The sequence below is a fragment of the Paraburkholderia caribensis genome, assembly GCF_002902945.1.
Classification (GTDB): Bacteria; Pseudomonadota; Gammaproteobacteria; order Burkholderiales; family Burkholderiaceae; genus Paraburkholderia; species Paraburkholderia caribensis.
Genome location: NZ_CP026101.1, coordinates 3,340,480 through 3,356,406 on the forward strand (window position 1 = coordinate 3,340,480; position 15,927 = coordinate 3,356,406).

The window sequence follows — 15,927 nt, forward strand, 5'->3', positions numbered from 1 at the left end:
CAGTCGGGCCTCTCCGGCCTTTACGGCGGGGCTGCATCGCCCTTGCAGGGCAATTCATCACGTCCGCCGATGTGCGCAGGACGTCCGCTCGACGTCCATTCACCCCTCCATCTGGTCTTCTCCATGTCTTTTCTGCTCCACCAAGCGCGCTTCTTCACGACCGTCAACCATTTGCGCGATTTGCCGCCTACGCCGCAACCCGAGGTCGCTTTCGCGGGGCGGTCGAATGCGGGAAAGTCGACGGCCATCAACATCCTCTGCAACCAGAAGCGGCTCGCGTTTGCCAGTAAGACGCCGGGACGCACGCAGCACATCAACTATTTCTCGGTGGGACCGGCCGACGAGCCTGTCGCGAATCTCGTCGATCTGCCCGGCTACGGCTATGCCGAGGTGCCCGGCGCGGCGAAGGCTCATTGGGAGCAGTTGCTGTCGAGCTATCTGCAAACGCGATCGCAGCTGCGCGGCATGATCCTGATGATGGATTCGCGCCGGCCGCTTACGGAGCTGGATCGACGGATGATCGAGTGGTTCGCGCCGACGGGCAAGCCGATTCACACATTGCTCACCAAGTGCGACAAATTGACTCGTCAGGAGAGCATCAATGCGCTGCGGGCGACGAAGAAAGGGCTGGAAGAATACCGTGCGGCGGGCTATCAGGGCGAACTGTCGGCCCAGCTCTTCTCCGCGCTCAAGCGGGTCGGCCTCGACGAAGCGCACGAACTGATCGAAAGCTGGATCGCGCCCGGCACGGCGGGCGATTCCGACGAACCTGCCGAGGCTGAATAAAGTCCAGATAACGCGCAAAGGCCCGCCGCGAAACGCGGGCAGCGCTTTTCGTTCGCCCAGAAAAAAACCCGCCGCTAGATAACGGCGGGTTAAACAGCCTAATCGAAAAACGACAGGCACCCGCTCAGGGAGGAGAAGCGGGGAGGTCAGCGCTAGGCGCCTTGCTCGATCGGTATGATATACCATTGTCTCGAAAAGTTTCTGGCAGGGTGCCGCCAGCATTTTTGACTTTTGCAGATATCCTCACATGAGCTTCTATCCGCATCACCGCCCGCGCCGCATGCGCCGGGACGACTTTTCGCGCCGCCTGATGCGCGAAAACATCCTCACCACCAATGATCTGATCTACCCCGTCTTCGTGATCGAAGGGACGAATGTCCGCCAGGCCGTACCGTCGATGCCGGGCGTCGAGCGAGTGTCCGTCGATCTGTTGATGGGCGTCGCCGAACAGTGTCTCGAGCTGGGCGTGCCCGTGCTGTCGCTCTTCCCGGTGATCGAGCCGTCGCTGAAGACGCCCGATGGCCGCGAGGCAACCAATGAAGCCGGCCTGATTCCGCGCGCGGTGCGGGAGTTGAAGCAACGCTTTCCCGAGCTCGGCGTGCTGACCGACGTCGCGCTCGATCCGTACACGAGCCACGGCCAGGACGGCGTGCTGGATGAAAATGGCTACGTGATCAACGACGAAACGGTCGAGAGTCTTGTCGAGCAGGCGCAGACGCAGGCTCAGGCGGGCGTCGACATCGTTGCTCCGTCCGACATGATGGACGGCCGGATCGGCTCGATTCGCGAGATGCTGGAGAGCGAAGGCCATATTCACACGCGGATCATGGCTTACTCGGCGAAGTTCGCGTCGGCGTTCTACGGCCCGTTCCGCGATGCTGTCGGTTCCGCAGCGAATCTCGGCAAAGGCAACAAGATGACCTATCAGCTCGACCCCGCCAACTCCGACGAGGCGCTGCGCGAAGTGCGCGCCGACATCGACGAGGGTGCGGACATGGTGATGGTCAAGCCGGGCATGCCTTATCTGGATATCTTGCGCCGTGTGAAGGACGAGTTCCGCTTCCCGACTTACGTGTACCAGGTGAGCGGCGAATACGCGATGCTGAAGGCCGCCGCGCAAAACGGCTGGCTCGATCACGACAAGGTGATGATGGAATCGCTGCTCGCGTTCAAGCGCGCTGGCGCGGACGGCGTGCTGACCTACTTCGCGCTGGACGCTGCACGCTTGCTGAAGGCGCAGAAGTAAGGTTGCGATTCCCGCCGCGTACTACGGCGTCACGGTGTCGCAGTGGGCAGGGACTGGAAGCGGAGATCGCCTTGAGGCGATCTCCGCTTTTTTGATTGCGGGCTGACGCGGGCGGCGTCGCTTATGGTGGGTGACGTTTTGATGCTCAGGTCTGTGGTGCCGCCATTGCGCGGTCGAGACTTCTCAGGAATTTGTCCGCCGATTCGTATCCGACGACGCGCAGTATTTCTCTCCCGCCGCGGTCGAAAAAGATGATTCCCGGTGGCCCGAACAAGTTGAACCGTTTGAGCAGAACCTGATCGTCTGCGTTGTTCGCCGTCACGTCCGCGCGCAGCAGATTCATTTGCTTGAGCTTCGCCTGGACGCGCGGGTCCTTGAAGGTGAACTTCTCCATTTCCTTGCAGCTGACGCACCAGTCCGCGTAAAAATCGAGCATGGCGGGCTGTGCGGCCGTTTTGACGGCTTCGTCGAGCTGACCGGATGTGCTCACCGGCGCGAAGGCCAGATCGGCCTGTTGGGCCTCCCCGGACGGCGCATTCGATGTCCGACTCGCGAGCACGGCGAGCGGCTTCAACGGGTCTGTCGATCCCGCAGCCAGGCCGACCAGTAATGTGGCGGCCCAGATCGCAAATGCGGCGCCGATTCCGCGCCCAAGACCGCGCCAGATCGAGCCTGCGCCCGCATGCGGAGAAAATAGCCCCAGACCGGCAGCCGCGACCAGTAGCCACAGCGCGGCCAATAGCATTTGCGCAACCGGGCCCAAGACCGGCCACACGATCCAGAGCGCGGCCGCGAGCAGCACAATGCCGAAGAGAACCTTGACGCTGTCCATCCAGGCACCCGCACGCGGCAGCAACGTGCCCGCACCGAGCCCGATGATGAGCAGCGGTACACCAAGCCCGATCCCCATCGAAAACAGTGCCGCACCGCCCAGCACCGCATTACCGGTATGCGCTACGAACGCCAAGACGGCAAACAGCGGTGCCGTCATGCACGCACCGACCACCAGCGCAGAAAGCGCCCCCATCACCGCGACGGCCGCGAATTTGCCTCCCGCATGCTTGCCGGACGCCGCTGGAACGCCGCTCTGCAAGCGCTGAGGCAACGCGATATCGACACCCGCGATCAATGTGAGCGCAAAGAGGGACAGCAAAACGCCAAACGCGCCGAGCACCCAAGGGTTTTGCAGCCAGGCGCCGAGGCTTTGTCCAACGAGCGCCGCCGCGATGCCAAGCACGGTGTACACGAGCGCCATCCCGACAACGTAAGCTAACGACAGCGTGAAACCGCGTGCGCGTGTGACCCGTGGCCCCTCGCCGATGATGATTGCCGACAGGATCGGGATCATCGGGTACGAACAGGGAAGTAGACTCAACACGATACCGGCGACGAAATACAACCCGACGATCGCGAAGAAACCGCCGCCTTGCAGCAGCGATTGCGCATAGTCTGCGCTGGTCGCGCGCTCGTACCACGAGCCGCTGCTTTGAGCGTCCGGAGCCGACAGCGTGTTCGTATTGCCCGCAATGGCAGCGTGCAACGCCGCTCCCGTCACGTGATAGACGCGCTCCATTGGCGGGTAGCAGATGCCCGCGTCGGCGCAGCCCTGCGACGTAACGGCGAGATCGAACGGACCGCTCGCTTGCTTCACGGGGACACGGACGGTCAATTCTCCGCGATAAGTCTCGACATTTTTCCCGAAGGTTTGATCGAACTTCACATGTCCCGCGGGCAATTGCGCGTCACCGACCGTGGCCGTACCGTTGCGAGTCATGAAGGCGAATCGCTCCCGGTACATGTAGTAACCGTCCGCGATCTTGTAGTGAACCAGCACCTCGCCTGGCTGCTCGGATGCGCTGAATCTGAATGCGACCGAGGGATCGAGAAAGTCGTCCGCCGCACGAACGACCGTCGCCGTAGTCAGCGACAGCAGCAGTACGCCTGCGACAAAGGTGAGAAAGCGCGCGACATTCCGCCCGCGCCGGAACAAACCGTTAAACATGGATTGGGCGTTGCGTTTCGGCATTCACCCATTGGCCATACGCGGCCGACGCAGTGACTTGCCAGGAAAGGATTTCGGGCGTGTCGTACGGATGCGGAGCCAGGATGAACTGTTCGAGCTCAAGCGTTCGCACGACGCTCGTCTTGAACAGCAACTGGATCTCTTCCGCCGATTCGATCTTGCCCTGCCAGTGGTAGCTCGACTGCACGCTGCCAAGTTGCGTCACACACGCAGCGAGACGAGCAGAAAGCACATGCTCAGCCAATGTTTGCGCCGTTTCGAGGTCCGGTACGGTCGTCAAGACCAAACTCACATTCACGTTCACCGACGGCTCCAGCGCTTCCAAAACAGGGTGACGTTATCGTATCACCTTGCCCTGATCGCTCGCTGTCGCTCGAATGGCATAGGCAAAACGCACGGTGGAAAACAAAAAAGCCAGGCTCAAGCCTGGCTTTTTTGGTCGCTGTCAGAAACCTTATTCAGCTTCTGCAACGTTCTCGACTTCCTCGACTTCCGGACGGTCGAGCAGTTCGACCAGCGCCATCGGTGCATTGTCGCCGACGCGGAAACCGAATTTCAGGATGCGCAGGTAGCCACCCGGACGGTTCGCGAAGCGCGGGCCCAGCACGTCGAACAGCTTCGTGACCGAGTCACGGTCGCGCAGGCGATTGAACGCCAGACGACGGTTAGCCAGCGACGGCTTCTTGCCGAGCGTGATCAGCGGCTCGACGACTTTACGGAGTTCCTTCGCCTTCGGCAGCGTCGTCTTGATGACTTCGTGCTCGATCAGCGAGTTGGACATGTTACGGAGCATTGCCAGACGGTGGCTGCTCGTGCGGTTCAGTTTCCGCAGACCATGACGGTGACGCATTTCAATTTCCTTGAATCAAAGTTTTGGTCCAGCTCTTCTATCGCTTTCCCTGTGTAACCTGGAAAGCACGGGCCGGTAGTGAAAAAGGCAAGACGCGGATTTTAAAGGAAAATCCGCGTCTTCGCCAGACGCTACTACGTGTCTTACTTGTCGAGACCGGCCGGCGGCCAGTTTTCGAGCTTCATGCCAAGCGTCAGGCCACGCGAAGCGAGCACTTCCTTGATCTCGTTCAGCGACTTGCGGCCCAGGTTCGGCGTCTTCAGCAGCTCGTTTTCCGTGCGTTGGATCAGGTCGCCGATGTAGTAGATGTTCTCGGCCTTCAGGCAGTTCGCGGAACGAACCGTCAGTTCGAGATCATCGACCGGACGCAGCAGGATCGGATCGATCTGCGGAGCGCGCGACGGCGCTTCTGCCGCTGCTTCCGTACCTTCCAGCGCTGCGAAGACCGACAGCTGATCAACCAGAATACGCGCCGATTGACGGATCGCTTCTTCCGGCGAAATCACACCGTTGGTTTCGATGTTCATCACGAGCTTGTCGAGGTCGGTACGCTGTTCGACACGCGCGCTTTCCACTGCGTAGCTCACGCGGCGAACCGGCGAGAACGACGCGTCCAGCACGATACGACCAATGATCTTGGCCGATTCTTCACCGTAACGACGCACGTTGCCCGGGACATAGCCACGGCCCTTTTCGACCTTGATCTGCACGTCGAGCTTACCGCCCTTCGACAGATGCGCAATCACGTGATCCGGGTTGATCACTTCGCAGTCGTGCGCGAGTTCGATGTCGCCAGCCGTGACAACGCCTTCGCCTTCCTTGCGCAGCGTAACCGTCACTTCGTCACGGTTATGCAGCTTGAACACCACGCCCTTCAGGTTCAACAACAGGTTGACCACGTCCTCCTGCACACCATCGAGCGTCGAGTATTCGTGCACGACGCCTGCGATCGTCACTTCGGTCGGCGCATAGCCCACCATCGACGACAGCAACACGCGCCGGAGCGCGTTACCCAAGGTGTGGCCATAACCCCGTTCAAACGGTTCCATGACCACTTTCGCATGGCTTTCGCCAAGCGACTCAACAGCGATGATCTTGGGCTTCAACAAACTGGTTTGCATAGGTTTTCCTTTTCAATACCCTCGGCTCGTTACACCGATAAGGCTGACCGGTAACAACCTGAAAATAAACAGCCGAGGTGCCCCCTTGCCTAACGCAATCGGGGAACCTCGGCCGTCAATCCGATTAGCGCGAATACAATTCGACGATCAGGCTTTCGTTGATGTCGCCAGCGATGTCGCTGCGTTCCGGCATTTGCTTGAACGTGCCTTCGAATTTCTTCGAATCGACAGCAACCCACTGCGGCAGACCGCCCTGTTCGGCGAGCGACAGCGCTTCGAGAATACGAGCCTGCTTCTTCGCCTGTTCGCGCACGGCAACCACGTCGCCAGCCTTGACTTGCAGCGACGGGATGTTCGCAACGACGCCGTTCACCGTGATCGACTTGTGGCTCACGAGCTGACGCGCTTCAGCGCGCGTCGAACCGAAACCCATGCGATACACGACGTTGTCCAGACGCGACTCGAGCAACTTCAGCAGGTTCTCACCCGTGTTGCCCTTGCGACGGTCGGCTTCAGCGAAGTAACGGCGGAACTGGCGCTCGAGAACGCCGTAGATGCGCTTCACTTTTTGCTTTTCGCGCAGCTGCGTACCGTAATCGGACGTACGCGCGCCCGAGGTGCGGCCATGTTGACCCGGCTTGCTGTCAAGCTTGCACTTGTCAGCGAGCGAACGACGGGCGCTCTTCAGGAAGAGATCGGTGCCTTCACGGCGAGACAGCTTGGCTTTAGGGCCGATATAGCGTGCCACTTTGCATTCCTTCTATGATTGATCACGTGAACTTCCATTCACGCTAGTCCTAACCCTTTGGGTCGAACGGTGGGCTTAGTCAATTCAATAACGCAAGCAGCCTGTTACCGCCGTTAGCGGCAACAGGCGCAAGCGGCGCGTGCGTCTTAGATACGACGACGCTTCGGCGGACGGCAGCCGTTGTGCGGAACCGGCGTCACGTCGGAGATCGCGGTGATCTTGATGCCAAGACCATGCAGCGCGCGCACCGCGGACTCACGGCCAGGACCAGGGCCCTTGATCCGCACTTCGAGGTTCTTCACGCCGTATTCCATCGCCACACGACCAGCCGATTCCGCAGCGACCTGAGCAGCAAACGGGGTCGACTTACGCGAACCCTTGAAGCCCTGGCCACCCGACGTCGCCCAAGCCAATGCATTGCCTTGACGATCGGTGATCGTGATGATGGTGTTGTTGAACGACGCGTGAACGTGAACCACGCCCTCGGCGACGTTCTTCTTGACCTTCTTGCGAACGCGTTGCGCCGCGGAGTTGTTCGAAGCCTTAGCCATTACGTTTTCCTGTAACTGTCAGTCTCGCTTACTTCTTCAGCGCTTGCGCTGCACGACGCGGACCCTTGCGCGTACGAGCATTCGTACGCGTACGCTGACCACGCAGGGGCAGGCCCTTGCGATGGCGCACGCCACGATAGCAACCGAGATCCATCAGGCGCTTAATGTTCATCGTCGTTTCACGGCGCAGATCGCCTTCAACGATGAACTTGCCGACCTCTTCACGCAGCTTTTCGAGATCTGCGTCGTTCAGGTCCTTGACCTTCTTCGAAAATGCCACACCAGCAGCGACGCAAATGTCGCGCGAGCGCGTGCGGCCGATACCGTAAATTGCCGTCAGGCCGATTTCGGTATGCTGGTGGTTCGGGATGTTAACCCCTGCGATACGAGCCATTGTTTTTCCTCAAACAAAAAGCGCAAACAAAAGCGCGGCGTTCAGCCTTGACGCTGCTTGTGGCGCGGATCGGAGCTGCAAATCACGCGAACGACGCCCTTGCGCTTGATGATCTTGCAATTGCGGCAAATGCGCTTAACCGATGCCATCACTTTCATGATATTACCCTTTTTTCAAATCACTTCGCCCGGAACACGATCCGCGCACGCGACAGATCGTAAGGCGTCAATTCAACCGTAACCTTGTCGCCCGGAAGGATACGGATGTAGTGCATCCGCATCTTGCCGGATATGTGTCCCAATACGACATGGCCGTTTTCCAGCTTCACCCGAAAGGTAGCGTTGGGGAGGTTTTCGATAACCTCGCCCTGCATCTGGATTACATCGTCTTTGGCCATAAGTCCTTTCAACGCATCGGGACGCCGCCGCCCTTGAAGTTAGCCTTCTTCAGCAGCGACTCATACTGTTGCGACATAACGTACGACTGCACCTGCGCCATGAAATCCATTGTGACGACGACAATGATCAGCAGCGACGTTCCACCAAAATAAAACGGCACATTCCAGCGCAGCACCAGAAACTCGGGCAGCAAGCAAACGAACACAATGTAGATCGCACCGGCCAGCGTCAAACGCGTCAGGATGCGGTCAATATAGCGTGCCGTCTGGTCACCCGGACGAATACCCGGGACGAATGCACCACTCTTCTTCAGGTTGTCGGCCGTCTCCCTGCTGTTGAACACCAGCGCGGTGTAGAAAAAGCAGAAGAACACGATCGCCAACGCGTACAGCAACACGTACACCGGTTGACCGGGCTTGAGCGCTTCAGCCACATTGTGCAGCGTGTCCGCGAACCAACCGGTCCGCGACCCTGAACTGAACCAGTTCAGGATGGTTGCCGGGAACAGGATGATCGACGATGCGAAGATCGGCGGAATCACACCCGACATGTTCAACTTCAGCGGCAGATGCGACGACTGTCCACCGTAAATCTTGTTGCCGACTTGCCGCTTCGCGTAGTTCACAAGAATCTTGCGCTGGCCGCGTTCGATGAACACCACCAGATACGTCACAGCTGCAATCAGCGCGACCACGATGATCGCCGAGATGATACTCATCGAGCCAGTACGAACCAGTTCGAAGAGACCACCGATCGCATTGGGGAAACCCGCTGCAATGCCGCCGAAAATAATGATCGAAATACCGTTACCCAGACCGCGTTCCGTGATTTGCTCACCGAGCCACATCAGGAACATCGTGCCGGTCACGAGCGTCACAACCGTCGTCAGCCGGAAGACCATGCCAGGATCGATCACCAATGCCGGCTGATTCTCCAGCGCAACAGCGATACCGAAAGCCTGGAACGTGGCAAGAACCACGGTAAAGATACGCGTGTACTGCGTAATCTTCCGTTGCCCCGCCTGTCCTTCCTTCTTCAGCGCTTCGAGTTGCGGCGAGACGATCGCCAGCAACTGCATGATGATCGACGCCGAGATGTACGGCATGATCCCCAGCGCGAAAATCGTGAACCGCGAAAGTGCGCCACCCGAGAACATGTTGAACATGCCAAGGATGCCGCCCGACTGGCTCTGAAACAACTTCGCCAGCTGGTCCGGGTCGATACCCGGCACCGGAATATGCGCGCCGATGCGGTAGACGACCAGCGCCAGCAGCAGGAACACTGCACGCCGGCGCAGATCGCCAAACTTCGCCGCGCTTCGACCGGGTTTTGCGAGACTCGGGCTGTTAGCCAAGAACCTTCTCCGATGCAAATGCTAGTGACGGCAATCGACTTGCACGTTACTCGGCGAAAGAACCGCCAGCTGCTTCGATCGCAGCGCGCGCGCCCTTCGTCGCACCCAGCCCCTTCACAACGACCTTGCGCTTCAGCTCGCCCGTCGCGATGATCTTGGCGCTAGTCATCAGCTCGCCGACCAGACCGGCTTGCTTCAGTGCCAGCAGATCGATTTCATCGACCGGCAGCTTCTCCAGATCGCCGAGACGCACTTCACCAACGAATTCCTTCGTCAGCGAGGTAAAGCCACGCTTCGGCAGACGGCGTTGCAGCGGCATCTGACCGCCTTCGAAGCCGACCTTGTGAAAGCCACCCGAACGCGACTTCTGACCCTTGTGACCACGGCCAGCGGTCTTGCCGAGGCCGGAGCCGATGCCGCGACCAACGCGACGCTTTGCGTGCTTCGCGCCTTCAGCCGGCTTCAGGTTATTCAATTCCATTATCAACTCCTTGAGTGCCCGAACGGCCGCTTAGCCGATGACCTTAACGAGGTACGAGACCTTGTTGATCATGCCGCGCACAGCCGGCGTGTCCTGCAGCTCGCTAACCGAGTTCAGACGGCGCAGGCCAAGACCTCGCACCGTTGCGCGGTGCGATTCGCGGGTCCCAATCAGGCTCTTGACGAGCTGAACCTTGACAGTTTTTTCAGACATGGTGACCACCTTAGCCCAGAATGTCTTCGACGGACTTACCACGCTTCGCCGCGATGTCAGCCGGCGTCGACTGCTTGCGCAGACCATCCAGCGTCGCACGAACGAGGTTGTACGGGTTCGTCGAACCGTGGCTCTTGGCCACAACGTTTTGCACGCCCATCACGTCGAACACTGCGCGCATCGGGCCGCCAGCGATCACCCCGGTACCGTCCTTCGCCGGAGCGAGGAGAACCGTCGATGCGCCGTGCTTGCCGTGCACTTCGTGTTGCAGCGTACCGTTCTTGAGCGGCACCTTGAACATGTTGCGGCGGGCTTGTTCCATTGCCTTCTGAACAGCGACCGGAACTTCCTTGGCCTTGCCCTTGCCCATACCGACGCGGCCATCACCGTCGCCAACCACGGTCAGTGCGGCGAAACCGAGAATACGGCCACCCTTCACGACCTTGGTCACGCGGTTGACCGAAATCATCTTTTCGCGGAGGCCGTCGTCGCGTTCGTCAGCCTGAACTTTCGCTTGCATCTTTGCCATGACGAATTCCTTCCTTAGAACTTGAGCCCGGCTTCGCGCGCCGCATCAGCCAGCGCTTTCACGCGGCCGTGGTAGCGGAAACCCGAGCGGTCGAAGGCGACGGATTCGATGCCGGCAGCCTTAGCCTTTTCTGCGATGCGCTTGCCGATCAGGGTCGCAGCGGCAACATTGCCACCCTTGCCCGACTGGTCGGCCAATTGCGCACGCACTTCGGCTTCGAGCGTCGACGCGCTGGCGAGCACCTTGGTGCCGCACGGCGAGAACACTTGCGCATAGATGTGCGTGTTCGTGCGATGCACGGCCAGACGCGCGACTTGCAGCTCAGCGATCTTGATACGCGTCTGACGAGCGCGGCGCAGGCGTGATTGAGTCTTATCCATGATTGCGCACCCTTACTTCTTCTTCGTTTCTTTGAGGATCACAACCTCGTTGGCGTAACGCACGCCCTTGCCCTTATAAGGCTCCGGCGGACGGTAGCCGCGCACTTCTGCAGCGACTTGGCCAACTTGTTGCTTGTTGATCCCCTTGATCACGATTTCGGTTTGCGACGGGGTTTCTGCCTTGACGCCTTCCGGCATCTGGTGCACCACCGGGTGCGAGAAACCCAGCGACAGGTTCAGCTTGTCGCCTTGCGCTTGCGCACGATAACCAACGCCAACCAGCGTCAGCTTGCGCTCGAAACCCTTGGTCACGCCTTGCACCATGTTCGCGACCAGCGCGCGCATCGTGCCCGACATAGCATTTGCTTCGCGGCTTTCGTCAACCGGCTCGAACTTCAGCGTGCCGTTGTCGTTCACCACCTTTACGAGACGATTCGCGTTCTGCGAGATCGTACCCAGCGGACCCTTGACGGTAATGCGCTCGTCGCTCAGGGCCACTTCTGCGCCTTGCAGCGCGATCGGGCTTTTACCTACTCGAGACATGTTTCTTCTCCCTTCGGTCTTAAGCGACGTAGCAGATGACTTCGCCGCCCACGCCAGTAGCGCGCGCCTTGCGGTCGGTCATCACACCCTTCGGCGTCGAAACGATCGCAACGCCCAACCCATTCATGACTTGCGGGATGTCGTTACGGCCGCGATACACACGCAGACCAGGCTTCGAGACGCGCTCGAGGCGCTCGATAACCGGACGGCCAGCGTAGTACTTCAACGCGATGTTCAATTCCGACTTCGCACCTTCAGCCTTCACTGCGAAATCGTCGATATAGCCTTCATCCTTCAGGACTTGCGCGATCGCAACCTTGACTTTCGACGAGGGCATCGCCACCGAAACCTTCTCAACCATCTGCGCGTTGCGGATGCGAGTCAGCATATCGGCGATAGGATCACTCATGCTCATTTACGTTTCTCCTATTACCAGCTCGCCTTGGTCAGGCCAGGGATCTCGCCGCGGAACGCGATTTCACGAATCTTGTTACGCGCCAGCCCGAATTTACGGAAGGTGCCACGCGGACGACCGGTGATTGCGCAACGATTGCGCTTGCGGGTCGGGTTCGAATTGCGCGGCAGTTGTTGCAACTCCAGACGAGCCGCATAACGCTCTTCTTCCGATTTGCTTTGGTCGTCGATGATTGCCTTCAGCTCAGCACGCTTCGGTGCGAACTTGGCAGCCAGGCGCGCACGCTTCTTTTCACGTTCGATCAGTGCCAGTTTAGCCACGGTAACCTCAGTTTCTGAACGGGAACTTGAAGCTGGCGAGCAGTGCCTTTGCTTCGTCGTCAGTCTTCGCAGTCGTCGTGATGCTGATGTTCAGCCCACGCAGCGCGTCGATTTTGTCGTAGTCGATTTCGGGGAAAATGATCTGCTCTTTCACACCGATGTTGTAGTTGCCACGACCGTCGAATGCACGGCCCGACACGCCACGGAAGTCACGCACACGCGGGAGCGCAACCGTCACGAAACGATCGAGAAATTCGTACATTGCCTGGCCACGCAGCGTGACCATCGCGCCGATCGGGTAACCCTGACGGATCTTGAAGCCTGCGATTGCCTTGCGTGCCTTCGTGATGACCGGCTTCTGGCCCGCGATCTTCGTCAGATCGCCAACGGCGTTCTCGATGATCTTCTTGTCAGCGACGGCTTCGCCAAGACCCATGTTCAGGGTGATCTTGGTGATGCGCGGCACTTCCATCACGGACTTGTAACCGAACTTCTCGATCAGGCCGGGAACAACCTTCTCTTTATAAAATTCTTGCAAACGTGCCATTTTTTACTCCGCAGCGTCAGGCGCTCAGCACAGCACCGGTCGACTTCAGGAAACGAACCTTCTTGTCTCCCTCGACCTTGATGCCGACACGCGACGGCTTGCCATTCGCGTCGACCAGCGCGACGTTCGAAATATGCAACGGCATTGCCTTCGCTTCCACGCCGCCCGTCGTACCCTTCATCGGGTTCGGCTTAACATGCTTCTTGGCGATATTCAGGCCTTCGACGGTCACGCGGTCATCAGCAACAGCCAGCACGACACCGCGCTTGCCCTTGTCCTTGCCGGTGATGACGACGACTTCGTCACCCTTGCGAATCTTGTTCATCTCGGCTCCTTACAGCACTTCCGGCGCGAGCGAAACGATCTTCATGAAACGTTCGCTGCGCAGCTCACGCGTAACCGGCCCGAAGATGCGGGTGCCGATAGGCTCGAGCTTGGTATTCAAAAGCACGGCTGCGTTGCCGTCGAACTTGATCAGCGAGCCGTCTTGACGACGCACGCCCTTGGCGGTGCGAACCACCACGGCGTTGTAGATTTCGCCTTTCTTCACGCGCCCGCGCGGCGTTGCCTCTTTGACGCTCACCTTGATGATGTCGCCGATGTTGGCATAACGACGCTTCGAGCCGCCGAGCACCTTGATGCACATGACTTCACGCGCACCCGTGTTGTCGGCCACTTCTAGCCGAGTTTCGGTCTGGATCATGGTTTATCTTTCCCAACTTAATCCGGTTGCACCACCATGATGCACTCGGTCAGTCTTGGTCCCGTCAGCCAACGGCTGCTTGGGTTAGAACAGCAGCGACGGCAAACGAAACCCGCCATCGCAATCCGGTGATTCTGTCGACATGGACTGGCGCCCAGGTCGCTTCCCCCACCTACGACTTCGCCCGCGATGGGGCTCCCACAAAGAGGGAAGACCGAGATTATAACAAATAATCTCGGTCTTGCAAGCGAAATCTACTGCGATTTCAACTACTTCTTACAGCTCAGCCGCTTTAGATGATTCGAGCAGCTTCGATCAGACGCGACACCGCCCAAGCCTTCGTCTTCGACACCGGACGAGTTTCCTGGATTTCAACGAGATCGCCCTCGTTATAGGTGTTCGCTTCGTCGTGAGCGTGGTACTTCTTCGAACGCACGACGTACTTGCCGTAGATCGGGTGCTTCACGCGATGCTCGACCAGCACGGTAACCGTCTTGTCCATCTTGTTGCTGACGACCTTGCCGACCAGCGTCCGCTTGAGCGAGGTTTTTACGCTATCGTTCATTTCTGGTTCGCCTTCTCAGTCAGGACGGTCCGCACACGTGCGATGTCGCGACGGACCTTCTTCAGCTGGCTCGTGTTCGTGAGCTGCTGGGTCGCGAGTTGCATGCGCAGGCCGAATTGCGCCTTCAACAGGTCCGACAGCTCCTTGTTGAGCGCGGCCTGATCTTTCTGGTGAAGTTCGGATGCCTTCATCATTCACTCCTTAGGCGCCGAGCTGGCGAACCATGAACGTCGTCTTCAGCGGCAGCTTGGCTGCAGCCAGACGGAACGCTTCACGTGCCAGTTCTTCGGTCACACCATCCATTTCGTACAGCATCTTGCCCGGCTGAATCTCAGCGACGTAGTACTCAGGGTTACCCTTACCGTTACCCATACGCACTTCCGCCGGCTTTTGCGAGATCGGCTTGTCCGGGAAAATACGGATCCAGATGCGGCCGCCGCGCTTGATGTGACGCGTCATTGCACGACGCGCTGCCTCAATCTGACGCGCGGTCAGGCGGCCGCGACCGATAGCCTTAAGACCGTACTCACCGAACGACACCGCGTTACCACGCGTTGCGACGCCCGTGTTACGACCCTTCTGCTCTTTGCGATACTTCCTGCGTTTCGGTTGCAGCATCGTTATTCTCCAGTCTTACCGTCGCCGGCACCGCCACGGCGCGGAGCACCACGGCGAGCACCTGCCGGTGCACCTTCACCATCGCGACGCGGGCGGCGATCGCCCGGACGTGCGTTGCGGCGCGGACGCTTTTCTTCGGCGACTTCTTCCACCACCGGAGCGTCATTGCGGCCGAGCGTGTCGCCCTTGTAGACCCACACCTTCACGCCGATGATGCCGTACGTCGTCTTCGCTTCCGAGGTTGCGTAGTCGATGTCCGCACGCAGCGTGTGCAGGGGCACGCGACCTTCGCGATACCATTCCGTACGGGCGATTTCGATGCCGTTCAGACGGCCAGCGCTCATGATCTTGATGCCTTGGGCACCCAGACGCATCGCGTTTTGCATCGCACGCTTCATTGCGCGGCGGAACATAATCCGGCGCTCGAGCTGCTGAGTGATCGAATCGGCGATCAGTTGCGCGTCGGTTTCCGGCTTGCGGATTTCTTCGATGTTGACGTGAACCGGAACGCCCATGCGCTTTTGCAGCTCGGACTTCAGCAGTTCAATGTCTTCACCCTTCTTACCGATCACCACACCCGGACGCGAGCTGAAAATCGTGATACGTGCGTTCTTTGCAGGACGCTCGATCACAACGCGGCCGACGGACGCGTTCTTCAGCTTCTTCTTCAGGTATTCACGAACACCGATGTCTTCCTGCAACATCGCCGCGAAATTGTTGTTGTTCGCGTACCAACGCGAAGCCCAATTGCGGCTGACGGCCAAACGGAAGCCAGTCGGATGAATTTTCTGTCCCATCGTATGGCTCCTTAATTCCCGACCGTCACAGTGATGTGACAGGATTGCTTCTCGATGCGGTTACCGCGACCCTTTGCGCGTGCGGTGAAACGCTTCAGCGAAGCAGCCTTGTCGACGTAGATGCTCGTGATCTTGAGCTCGTCGATATCGGCGCCTTCGTTGTGTTCCGCATTCGCGATCGCAGACAACACGACCTTCTTAACGATACCCGCCGCCTTCTTCGGCGAGAACGTCAGAACGTTCAGCGCCTTGTCGACCGGCAAACCACGAATCTGGTCAGCCACAAGGCGCGTTTTCTGCGCCGAGATGCGGGCACCGCGATGAATTGCTTTCACTTCCATCTTG

27 protein-coding genes are annotated in these 15,927 nt (G+C 59.1%); 2 read left to right on the top strand and 25 right to left on the bottom strand.

Annotated elements, in window-relative coordinates:
• Nucleotides 1-123 precede the first annotated feature (123 nt).
• On the top strand, nt 124-786 hold the full coding sequence (gene yihA, locus C2L66_RS14825; RefSeq protein WP_054929158.1) for a ribosome biogenesis GTP-binding protein YihA/YsxC: 663 nt from the start codon (nt 124-126) through the stop codon (nt 784-786).
• A 247-nt stretch (nt 787-1,033) separates the two neighbouring features.
• Nucleotides 1,034-2,032: a porphobilinogen synthase gene (gene hemB, locus C2L66_RS14830; RefSeq protein ID WP_060599591.1), complete on the top strand. Its 999-nt coding sequence runs from the start codon at nt 1,034-1,036 to the stop codon at nt 2,030-2,032.
• 145 nt (nt 2,033-2,177) lie between these two features.
• On the opposite strand, the gene dsbD is transcribed toward hemB, so the two are convergent.
• The 25 genes from dsbD to rplV all read right to left on the bottom strand — a co-directional run bounded on the left by dsbD (nt 2,178) and on the right by rplV (nt 15,923).
• A complete protein-coding gene (gene dsbD, locus C2L66_RS14835) occupies nt 2,178-4,034 on the bottom strand; it encodes a protein-disulfide reductase DsbD (protein WP_060599590.1) in 1,857 nt (618 codons plus the stop codon).
• On the bottom strand, nt 4,027-4,353 hold the full coding sequence (gene cutA / locus C2L66_RS14840) for a divalent-cation tolerance protein CutA (protein ID WP_176056951.1): 327 nt from the start codon (nt 4,351-4,353) through the stop codon (nt 4,027-4,029). The genes dsbD and cutA overlap by 8 nt, the downstream gene beginning before the upstream one ends.
• Before the next feature lie 156 nt (nt 4,354-4,509).
• The gene (gene rplQ, locus C2L66_RS14845; RefSeq protein ID WP_007730705.1) at nt 4,510-4,905 is read right to left on the bottom strand and encodes a 50S ribosomal protein L17; all 396 of its coding nucleotides are present in this window, start codon (nt 4,903-4,905) and stop codon (nt 4,510-4,512) included.
• A gap of 143 nt (nt 4,906-5,048) precedes the next feature.
• Nucleotides 5,049-6,026 carry a DNA-directed RNA polymerase subunit alpha gene (locus C2L66_RS14850; protein ID WP_007730697.1) on the bottom strand — a complete coding sequence of 326 codons (978 nt, stop codon included), beginning with the start codon at nt 6,024-6,026 and terminating at the stop codon, nt 5,049-5,051.
• A gap of 124 nt (nt 6,027-6,150) precedes the next feature.
• Entirely contained in the window at nt 6,151-6,774 is a 624-nt protein-coding gene (rpsD, locus tag C2L66_RS14855; RefSeq protein WP_035988825.1) for a 30S ribosomal protein S4, read from the bottom strand.
• A 146-nt stretch (nt 6,775-6,920) separates the two neighbouring features.
• Nucleotides 6,921-7,325, bottom strand: a complete 405-nt coding sequence (gene rpsK, locus C2L66_RS14860) for a 30S ribosomal protein S11 (protein ID WP_006052224.1) — start codon at nt 7,323-7,325, stop codon at nt 6,921-6,923.
• A gap of 28 nt (nt 7,326-7,353) precedes the next feature.
• A complete protein-coding gene (rpsM, locus tag C2L66_RS14865) occupies nt 7,354-7,719 on the bottom strand; it encodes a 30S ribosomal protein S13 (RefSeq protein ID WP_035988822.1) in 366 nt (121 codons plus the stop codon).
• A 41-nt stretch (nt 7,720-7,760) separates the two neighbouring features.
• Nucleotides 7,761-7,877, bottom strand: a complete 117-nt coding sequence (rpmJ, locus tag C2L66_RS14870; RefSeq protein WP_004199844.1) for a 50S ribosomal protein L36 — start codon at nt 7,875-7,877, stop codon at nt 7,761-7,763.
• Nucleotides 7,878-7,897: 20 nt separating this feature from the next.
• Entirely contained in the window at nt 7,898-8,116 is a 219-nt protein-coding gene (gene infA, locus C2L66_RS14875; RefSeq protein ID WP_004521905.1) for a translation initiation factor IF-1, read from the bottom strand.
• Between the two features lie 8 nt (nt 8,117-8,124).
• A complete protein-coding gene (gene secY / locus C2L66_RS14880; RefSeq protein WP_054929162.1) occupies nt 8,125-9,471 on the bottom strand; it encodes a preprotein translocase subunit SecY in 1,347 nt (448 codons plus the stop codon).
• A gap of 46 nt (nt 9,472-9,517) precedes the next feature.
• A complete protein-coding gene (gene rplO, locus C2L66_RS14885; protein ID WP_035988819.1) occupies nt 9,518-9,952 on the bottom strand; it encodes a 50S ribosomal protein L15 in 435 nt (144 codons plus the stop codon).
• 30 nt (nt 9,953-9,982) lie between these two features.
• On the bottom strand, nt 9,983-10,165 hold the full coding sequence (gene rpmD, locus C2L66_RS14890; RefSeq protein ID WP_004202755.1) for a 50S ribosomal protein L30: 183 nt from the start codon (nt 10,163-10,165) through the stop codon (nt 9,983-9,985).
• Nucleotides 10,166-10,175: 10 nt separating this feature from the next.
• On the bottom strand, nt 10,176-10,694 hold the full coding sequence (rpsE, locus tag C2L66_RS14895) for a 30S ribosomal protein S5 (protein WP_007730604.1): 519 nt from the start codon (nt 10,692-10,694) through the stop codon (nt 10,176-10,178).
• Between the two features lie 14 nt (nt 10,695-10,708).
• On the bottom strand, nt 10,709-11,074 hold the full coding sequence (gene rplR / locus C2L66_RS14900) for a 50S ribosomal protein L18 (RefSeq protein ID WP_008923336.1): 366 nt from the start codon (nt 11,072-11,074) through the stop codon (nt 10,709-10,711).
• A 12-nt stretch (nt 11,075-11,086) separates the two neighbouring features.
• Nucleotides 11,087-11,617 (bottom strand): 50S ribosomal protein L6, encoded by a 531-nt coding sequence (rplF, locus tag C2L66_RS14905; RefSeq protein WP_035988814.1) that lies wholly within the window; start codon nt 11,615-11,617, stop codon nt 11,087-11,089.
• Between the two features lie 19 nt (nt 11,618-11,636).
• Complete coding sequence (rpsH, locus tag C2L66_RS14910; RefSeq protein ID WP_006477185.1) at nt 11,637-12,032, bottom strand: 30S ribosomal protein S8; 396 nt, start codon at nt 12,030-12,032, stop codon at nt 11,637-11,639.
• 14 nt (nt 12,033-12,046) lie between these two features.
• Nucleotides 12,047-12,352: a 30S ribosomal protein S14 gene (rpsN, locus tag C2L66_RS14915; RefSeq protein ID WP_007730586.1), complete on the bottom strand. Its 306-nt coding sequence runs from the start codon at nt 12,350-12,352 to the stop codon at nt 12,047-12,049.
• Between the two features lie 7 nt (nt 12,353-12,359).
• Nucleotides 12,360-12,899 carry a 50S ribosomal protein L5 gene (rplE, locus tag C2L66_RS14920; protein ID WP_006052214.1) on the bottom strand — a complete coding sequence of 180 codons (540 nt, stop codon included), beginning with the start codon at nt 12,897-12,899 and terminating at the stop codon, nt 12,360-12,362.
• Between the two features lie 16 nt (nt 12,900-12,915).
• Nucleotides 12,916-13,224 (bottom strand): 50S ribosomal protein L24, encoded by a 309-nt coding sequence (gene rplX / locus C2L66_RS14925; RefSeq protein ID WP_054929163.1) that lies wholly within the window; start codon nt 13,222-13,224, stop codon nt 12,916-12,918.
• Between the two features lie 9 nt (nt 13,225-13,233).
• Entirely contained in the window at nt 13,234-13,602 is a 369-nt protein-coding gene (gene rplN, locus C2L66_RS14930; RefSeq protein ID WP_012402188.1) for a 50S ribosomal protein L14, read from the bottom strand.
• A 292-nt stretch (nt 13,603-13,894) separates the two neighbouring features.
• Nucleotides 13,895-14,167, bottom strand: a complete 273-nt coding sequence (gene rpsQ, locus C2L66_RS14935) for a 30S ribosomal protein S17 (RefSeq protein ID WP_007730563.1) — start codon at nt 14,165-14,167, stop codon at nt 13,895-13,897.
• Nucleotides 14,164-14,358, bottom strand: a complete 195-nt coding sequence (gene rpmC / locus C2L66_RS14940; protein ID WP_007180130.1) for a 50S ribosomal protein L29 — start codon at nt 14,356-14,358, stop codon at nt 14,164-14,166. The genes rpsQ and rpmC overlap by 4 nt, the downstream gene beginning before the upstream one ends.
• 10 nt (nt 14,359-14,368) lie before the next feature.
• The gene (gene rplP, locus C2L66_RS14945) at nt 14,369-14,785 is read right to left on the bottom strand and encodes a 50S ribosomal protein L16 (protein ID WP_007730545.1); all 417 of its coding nucleotides are present in this window, start codon (nt 14,783-14,785) and stop codon (nt 14,369-14,371) included.
• A gap of 2 nt (nt 14,786-14,787) precedes the next feature.
• Nucleotides 14,788-15,582 (bottom strand): 30S ribosomal protein S3, encoded by a 795-nt coding sequence (gene rpsC / locus C2L66_RS14950; protein ID WP_012402193.1) that lies wholly within the window; start codon nt 15,580-15,582, stop codon nt 14,788-14,790.
• A gap of 11 nt (nt 15,583-15,593) precedes the next feature.
• Entirely contained in the window at nt 15,594-15,923 is a 330-nt protein-coding gene (rplV, locus tag C2L66_RS14955) for a 50S ribosomal protein L22 (protein ID WP_007730533.1), read from the bottom strand.
• Nucleotides 15,924-15,927: the final 4 nt, after the last annotated feature.

Coding starts and splice junctions, on each gene's coding strand:
- rpmC (WP_007180130.1), bottom strand. CDS start 14,358: ATGAAGGCATCCGAACTTCACCAGAAAGATCAGGCCGCGCTCAACAAG.
- rpmD (WP_004202755.1), bottom strand. CDS start 10,165: ATGTCTGAAAAAACTGTCAAGGTTCAGCTCGTCAAGAGCCTGATTGGG.
- rplN (WP_012402188.1), bottom strand. CDS start 13,602: ATGATCCAGACCGAAACTCGGCTAGAAGTGGCCGACAACACGGGTGCG.
- rpsC (WP_012402193.1), bottom strand. CDS start 15,582: ATGGGACAGAAAATTCATCCGACTGGCTTCCGTTTGGCCGTCAGCCGC.
- rplV (WP_007730533.1), bottom strand. CDS start 15,923: ATGGAAGTGAAAGCAATTCATCGCGGTGCCCGCATCTCGGCGCAGAAA.
- rpsK (WP_006052224.1), bottom strand. CDS start 7,325: ATGGCTAAGGCTTCGAACAACTCCGCGGCGCAACGCGTTCGCAAGAAG.
- rpsM (WP_035988822.1), bottom strand. CDS start 7,719: ATGGCTCGTATCGCAGGGGTTAACATCCCGAACCACCAGCATACCGAA.
- rplR (WP_008923336.1), bottom strand. CDS start 11,074: ATGGATAAGACTCAATCACGCCTGCGCCGCGCTCGTCAGACGCGTATC.
- rpsE (WP_007730604.1), bottom strand. CDS start 10,694: ATGGCAAAGATGCAAGCGAAAGTTCAGGCTGACGAACGCGACGACGGC.
- rplX (WP_054929163.1), bottom strand. CDS start 13,224: ATGAACAAGATTCGCAAGGGTGACGAAGTCGTCGTCATCACCGGCAAG.
- rplE (WP_006052214.1), bottom strand. CDS start 12,899: ATGGCACGTTTGCAAGAATTTTATAAAGAGAAGGTTGTTCCCGGCCTG.
- rplO (WP_035988819.1), bottom strand. CDS start 9,952: ATGGAATTGAATAACCTGAAGCCGGCTGAAGGCGCGAAGCACGCAAAG.
- rplF (WP_035988814.1), bottom strand. CDS start 11,617: ATGTCTCGAGTAGGTAAAAGCCCGATCGCGCTGCAAGGCGCAGAAGTG.
- rpsQ (WP_007730563.1), bottom strand. CDS start 14,167: ATGAACGATAGCGTAAAAACCTCGCTCAAGCGGACGCTGGTCGGCAAG.
- yihA (WP_054929158.1), top strand. CDS start 124: ATGTCTTTTCTGCTCCACCAAGCGCGCTTCTTCACGACCGTCAACCAT.
- dsbD (WP_060599590.1), bottom strand. CDS start 4,034: ATGTTTAACGGTTTGTTCCGGCGCGGGCGGAATGTCGCGCGCTTTCTC.
- rplQ (WP_007730705.1), bottom strand. CDS start 4,905: ATGCGTCACCGTCATGGTCTGCGGAAACTGAACCGCACGAGCAGCCAC.
- C2L66_RS14850 (WP_007730697.1), bottom strand. CDS start 6,026: ATGCAAACCAGTTTGTTGAAGCCCAAGATCATCGCTGTTGAGTCGCTT.
- rpmJ (WP_004199844.1), bottom strand. CDS start 7,877: ATGAAAGTGATGGCATCGGTTAAGCGCATTTGCCGCAATTGCAAGATC.
- hemB (WP_060599591.1), top strand. CDS start 1,034: ATGAGCTTCTATCCGCATCACCGCCCGCGCCGCATGCGCCGGGACGAC.
- infA (WP_004521905.1), bottom strand. CDS start 8,116: ATGGCCAAAGACGATGTAATCCAGATGCAGGGCGAGGTTATCGAAAAC.
- rpsH (WP_006477185.1), bottom strand. CDS start 12,032: ATGAGCATGAGTGATCCTATCGCCGATATGCTGACTCGCATCCGCAAC.
- rplP (WP_007730545.1), bottom strand. CDS start 14,785: ATGCTGCAACCGAAACGCAGGAAGTATCGCAAAGAGCAGAAGGGTCGT.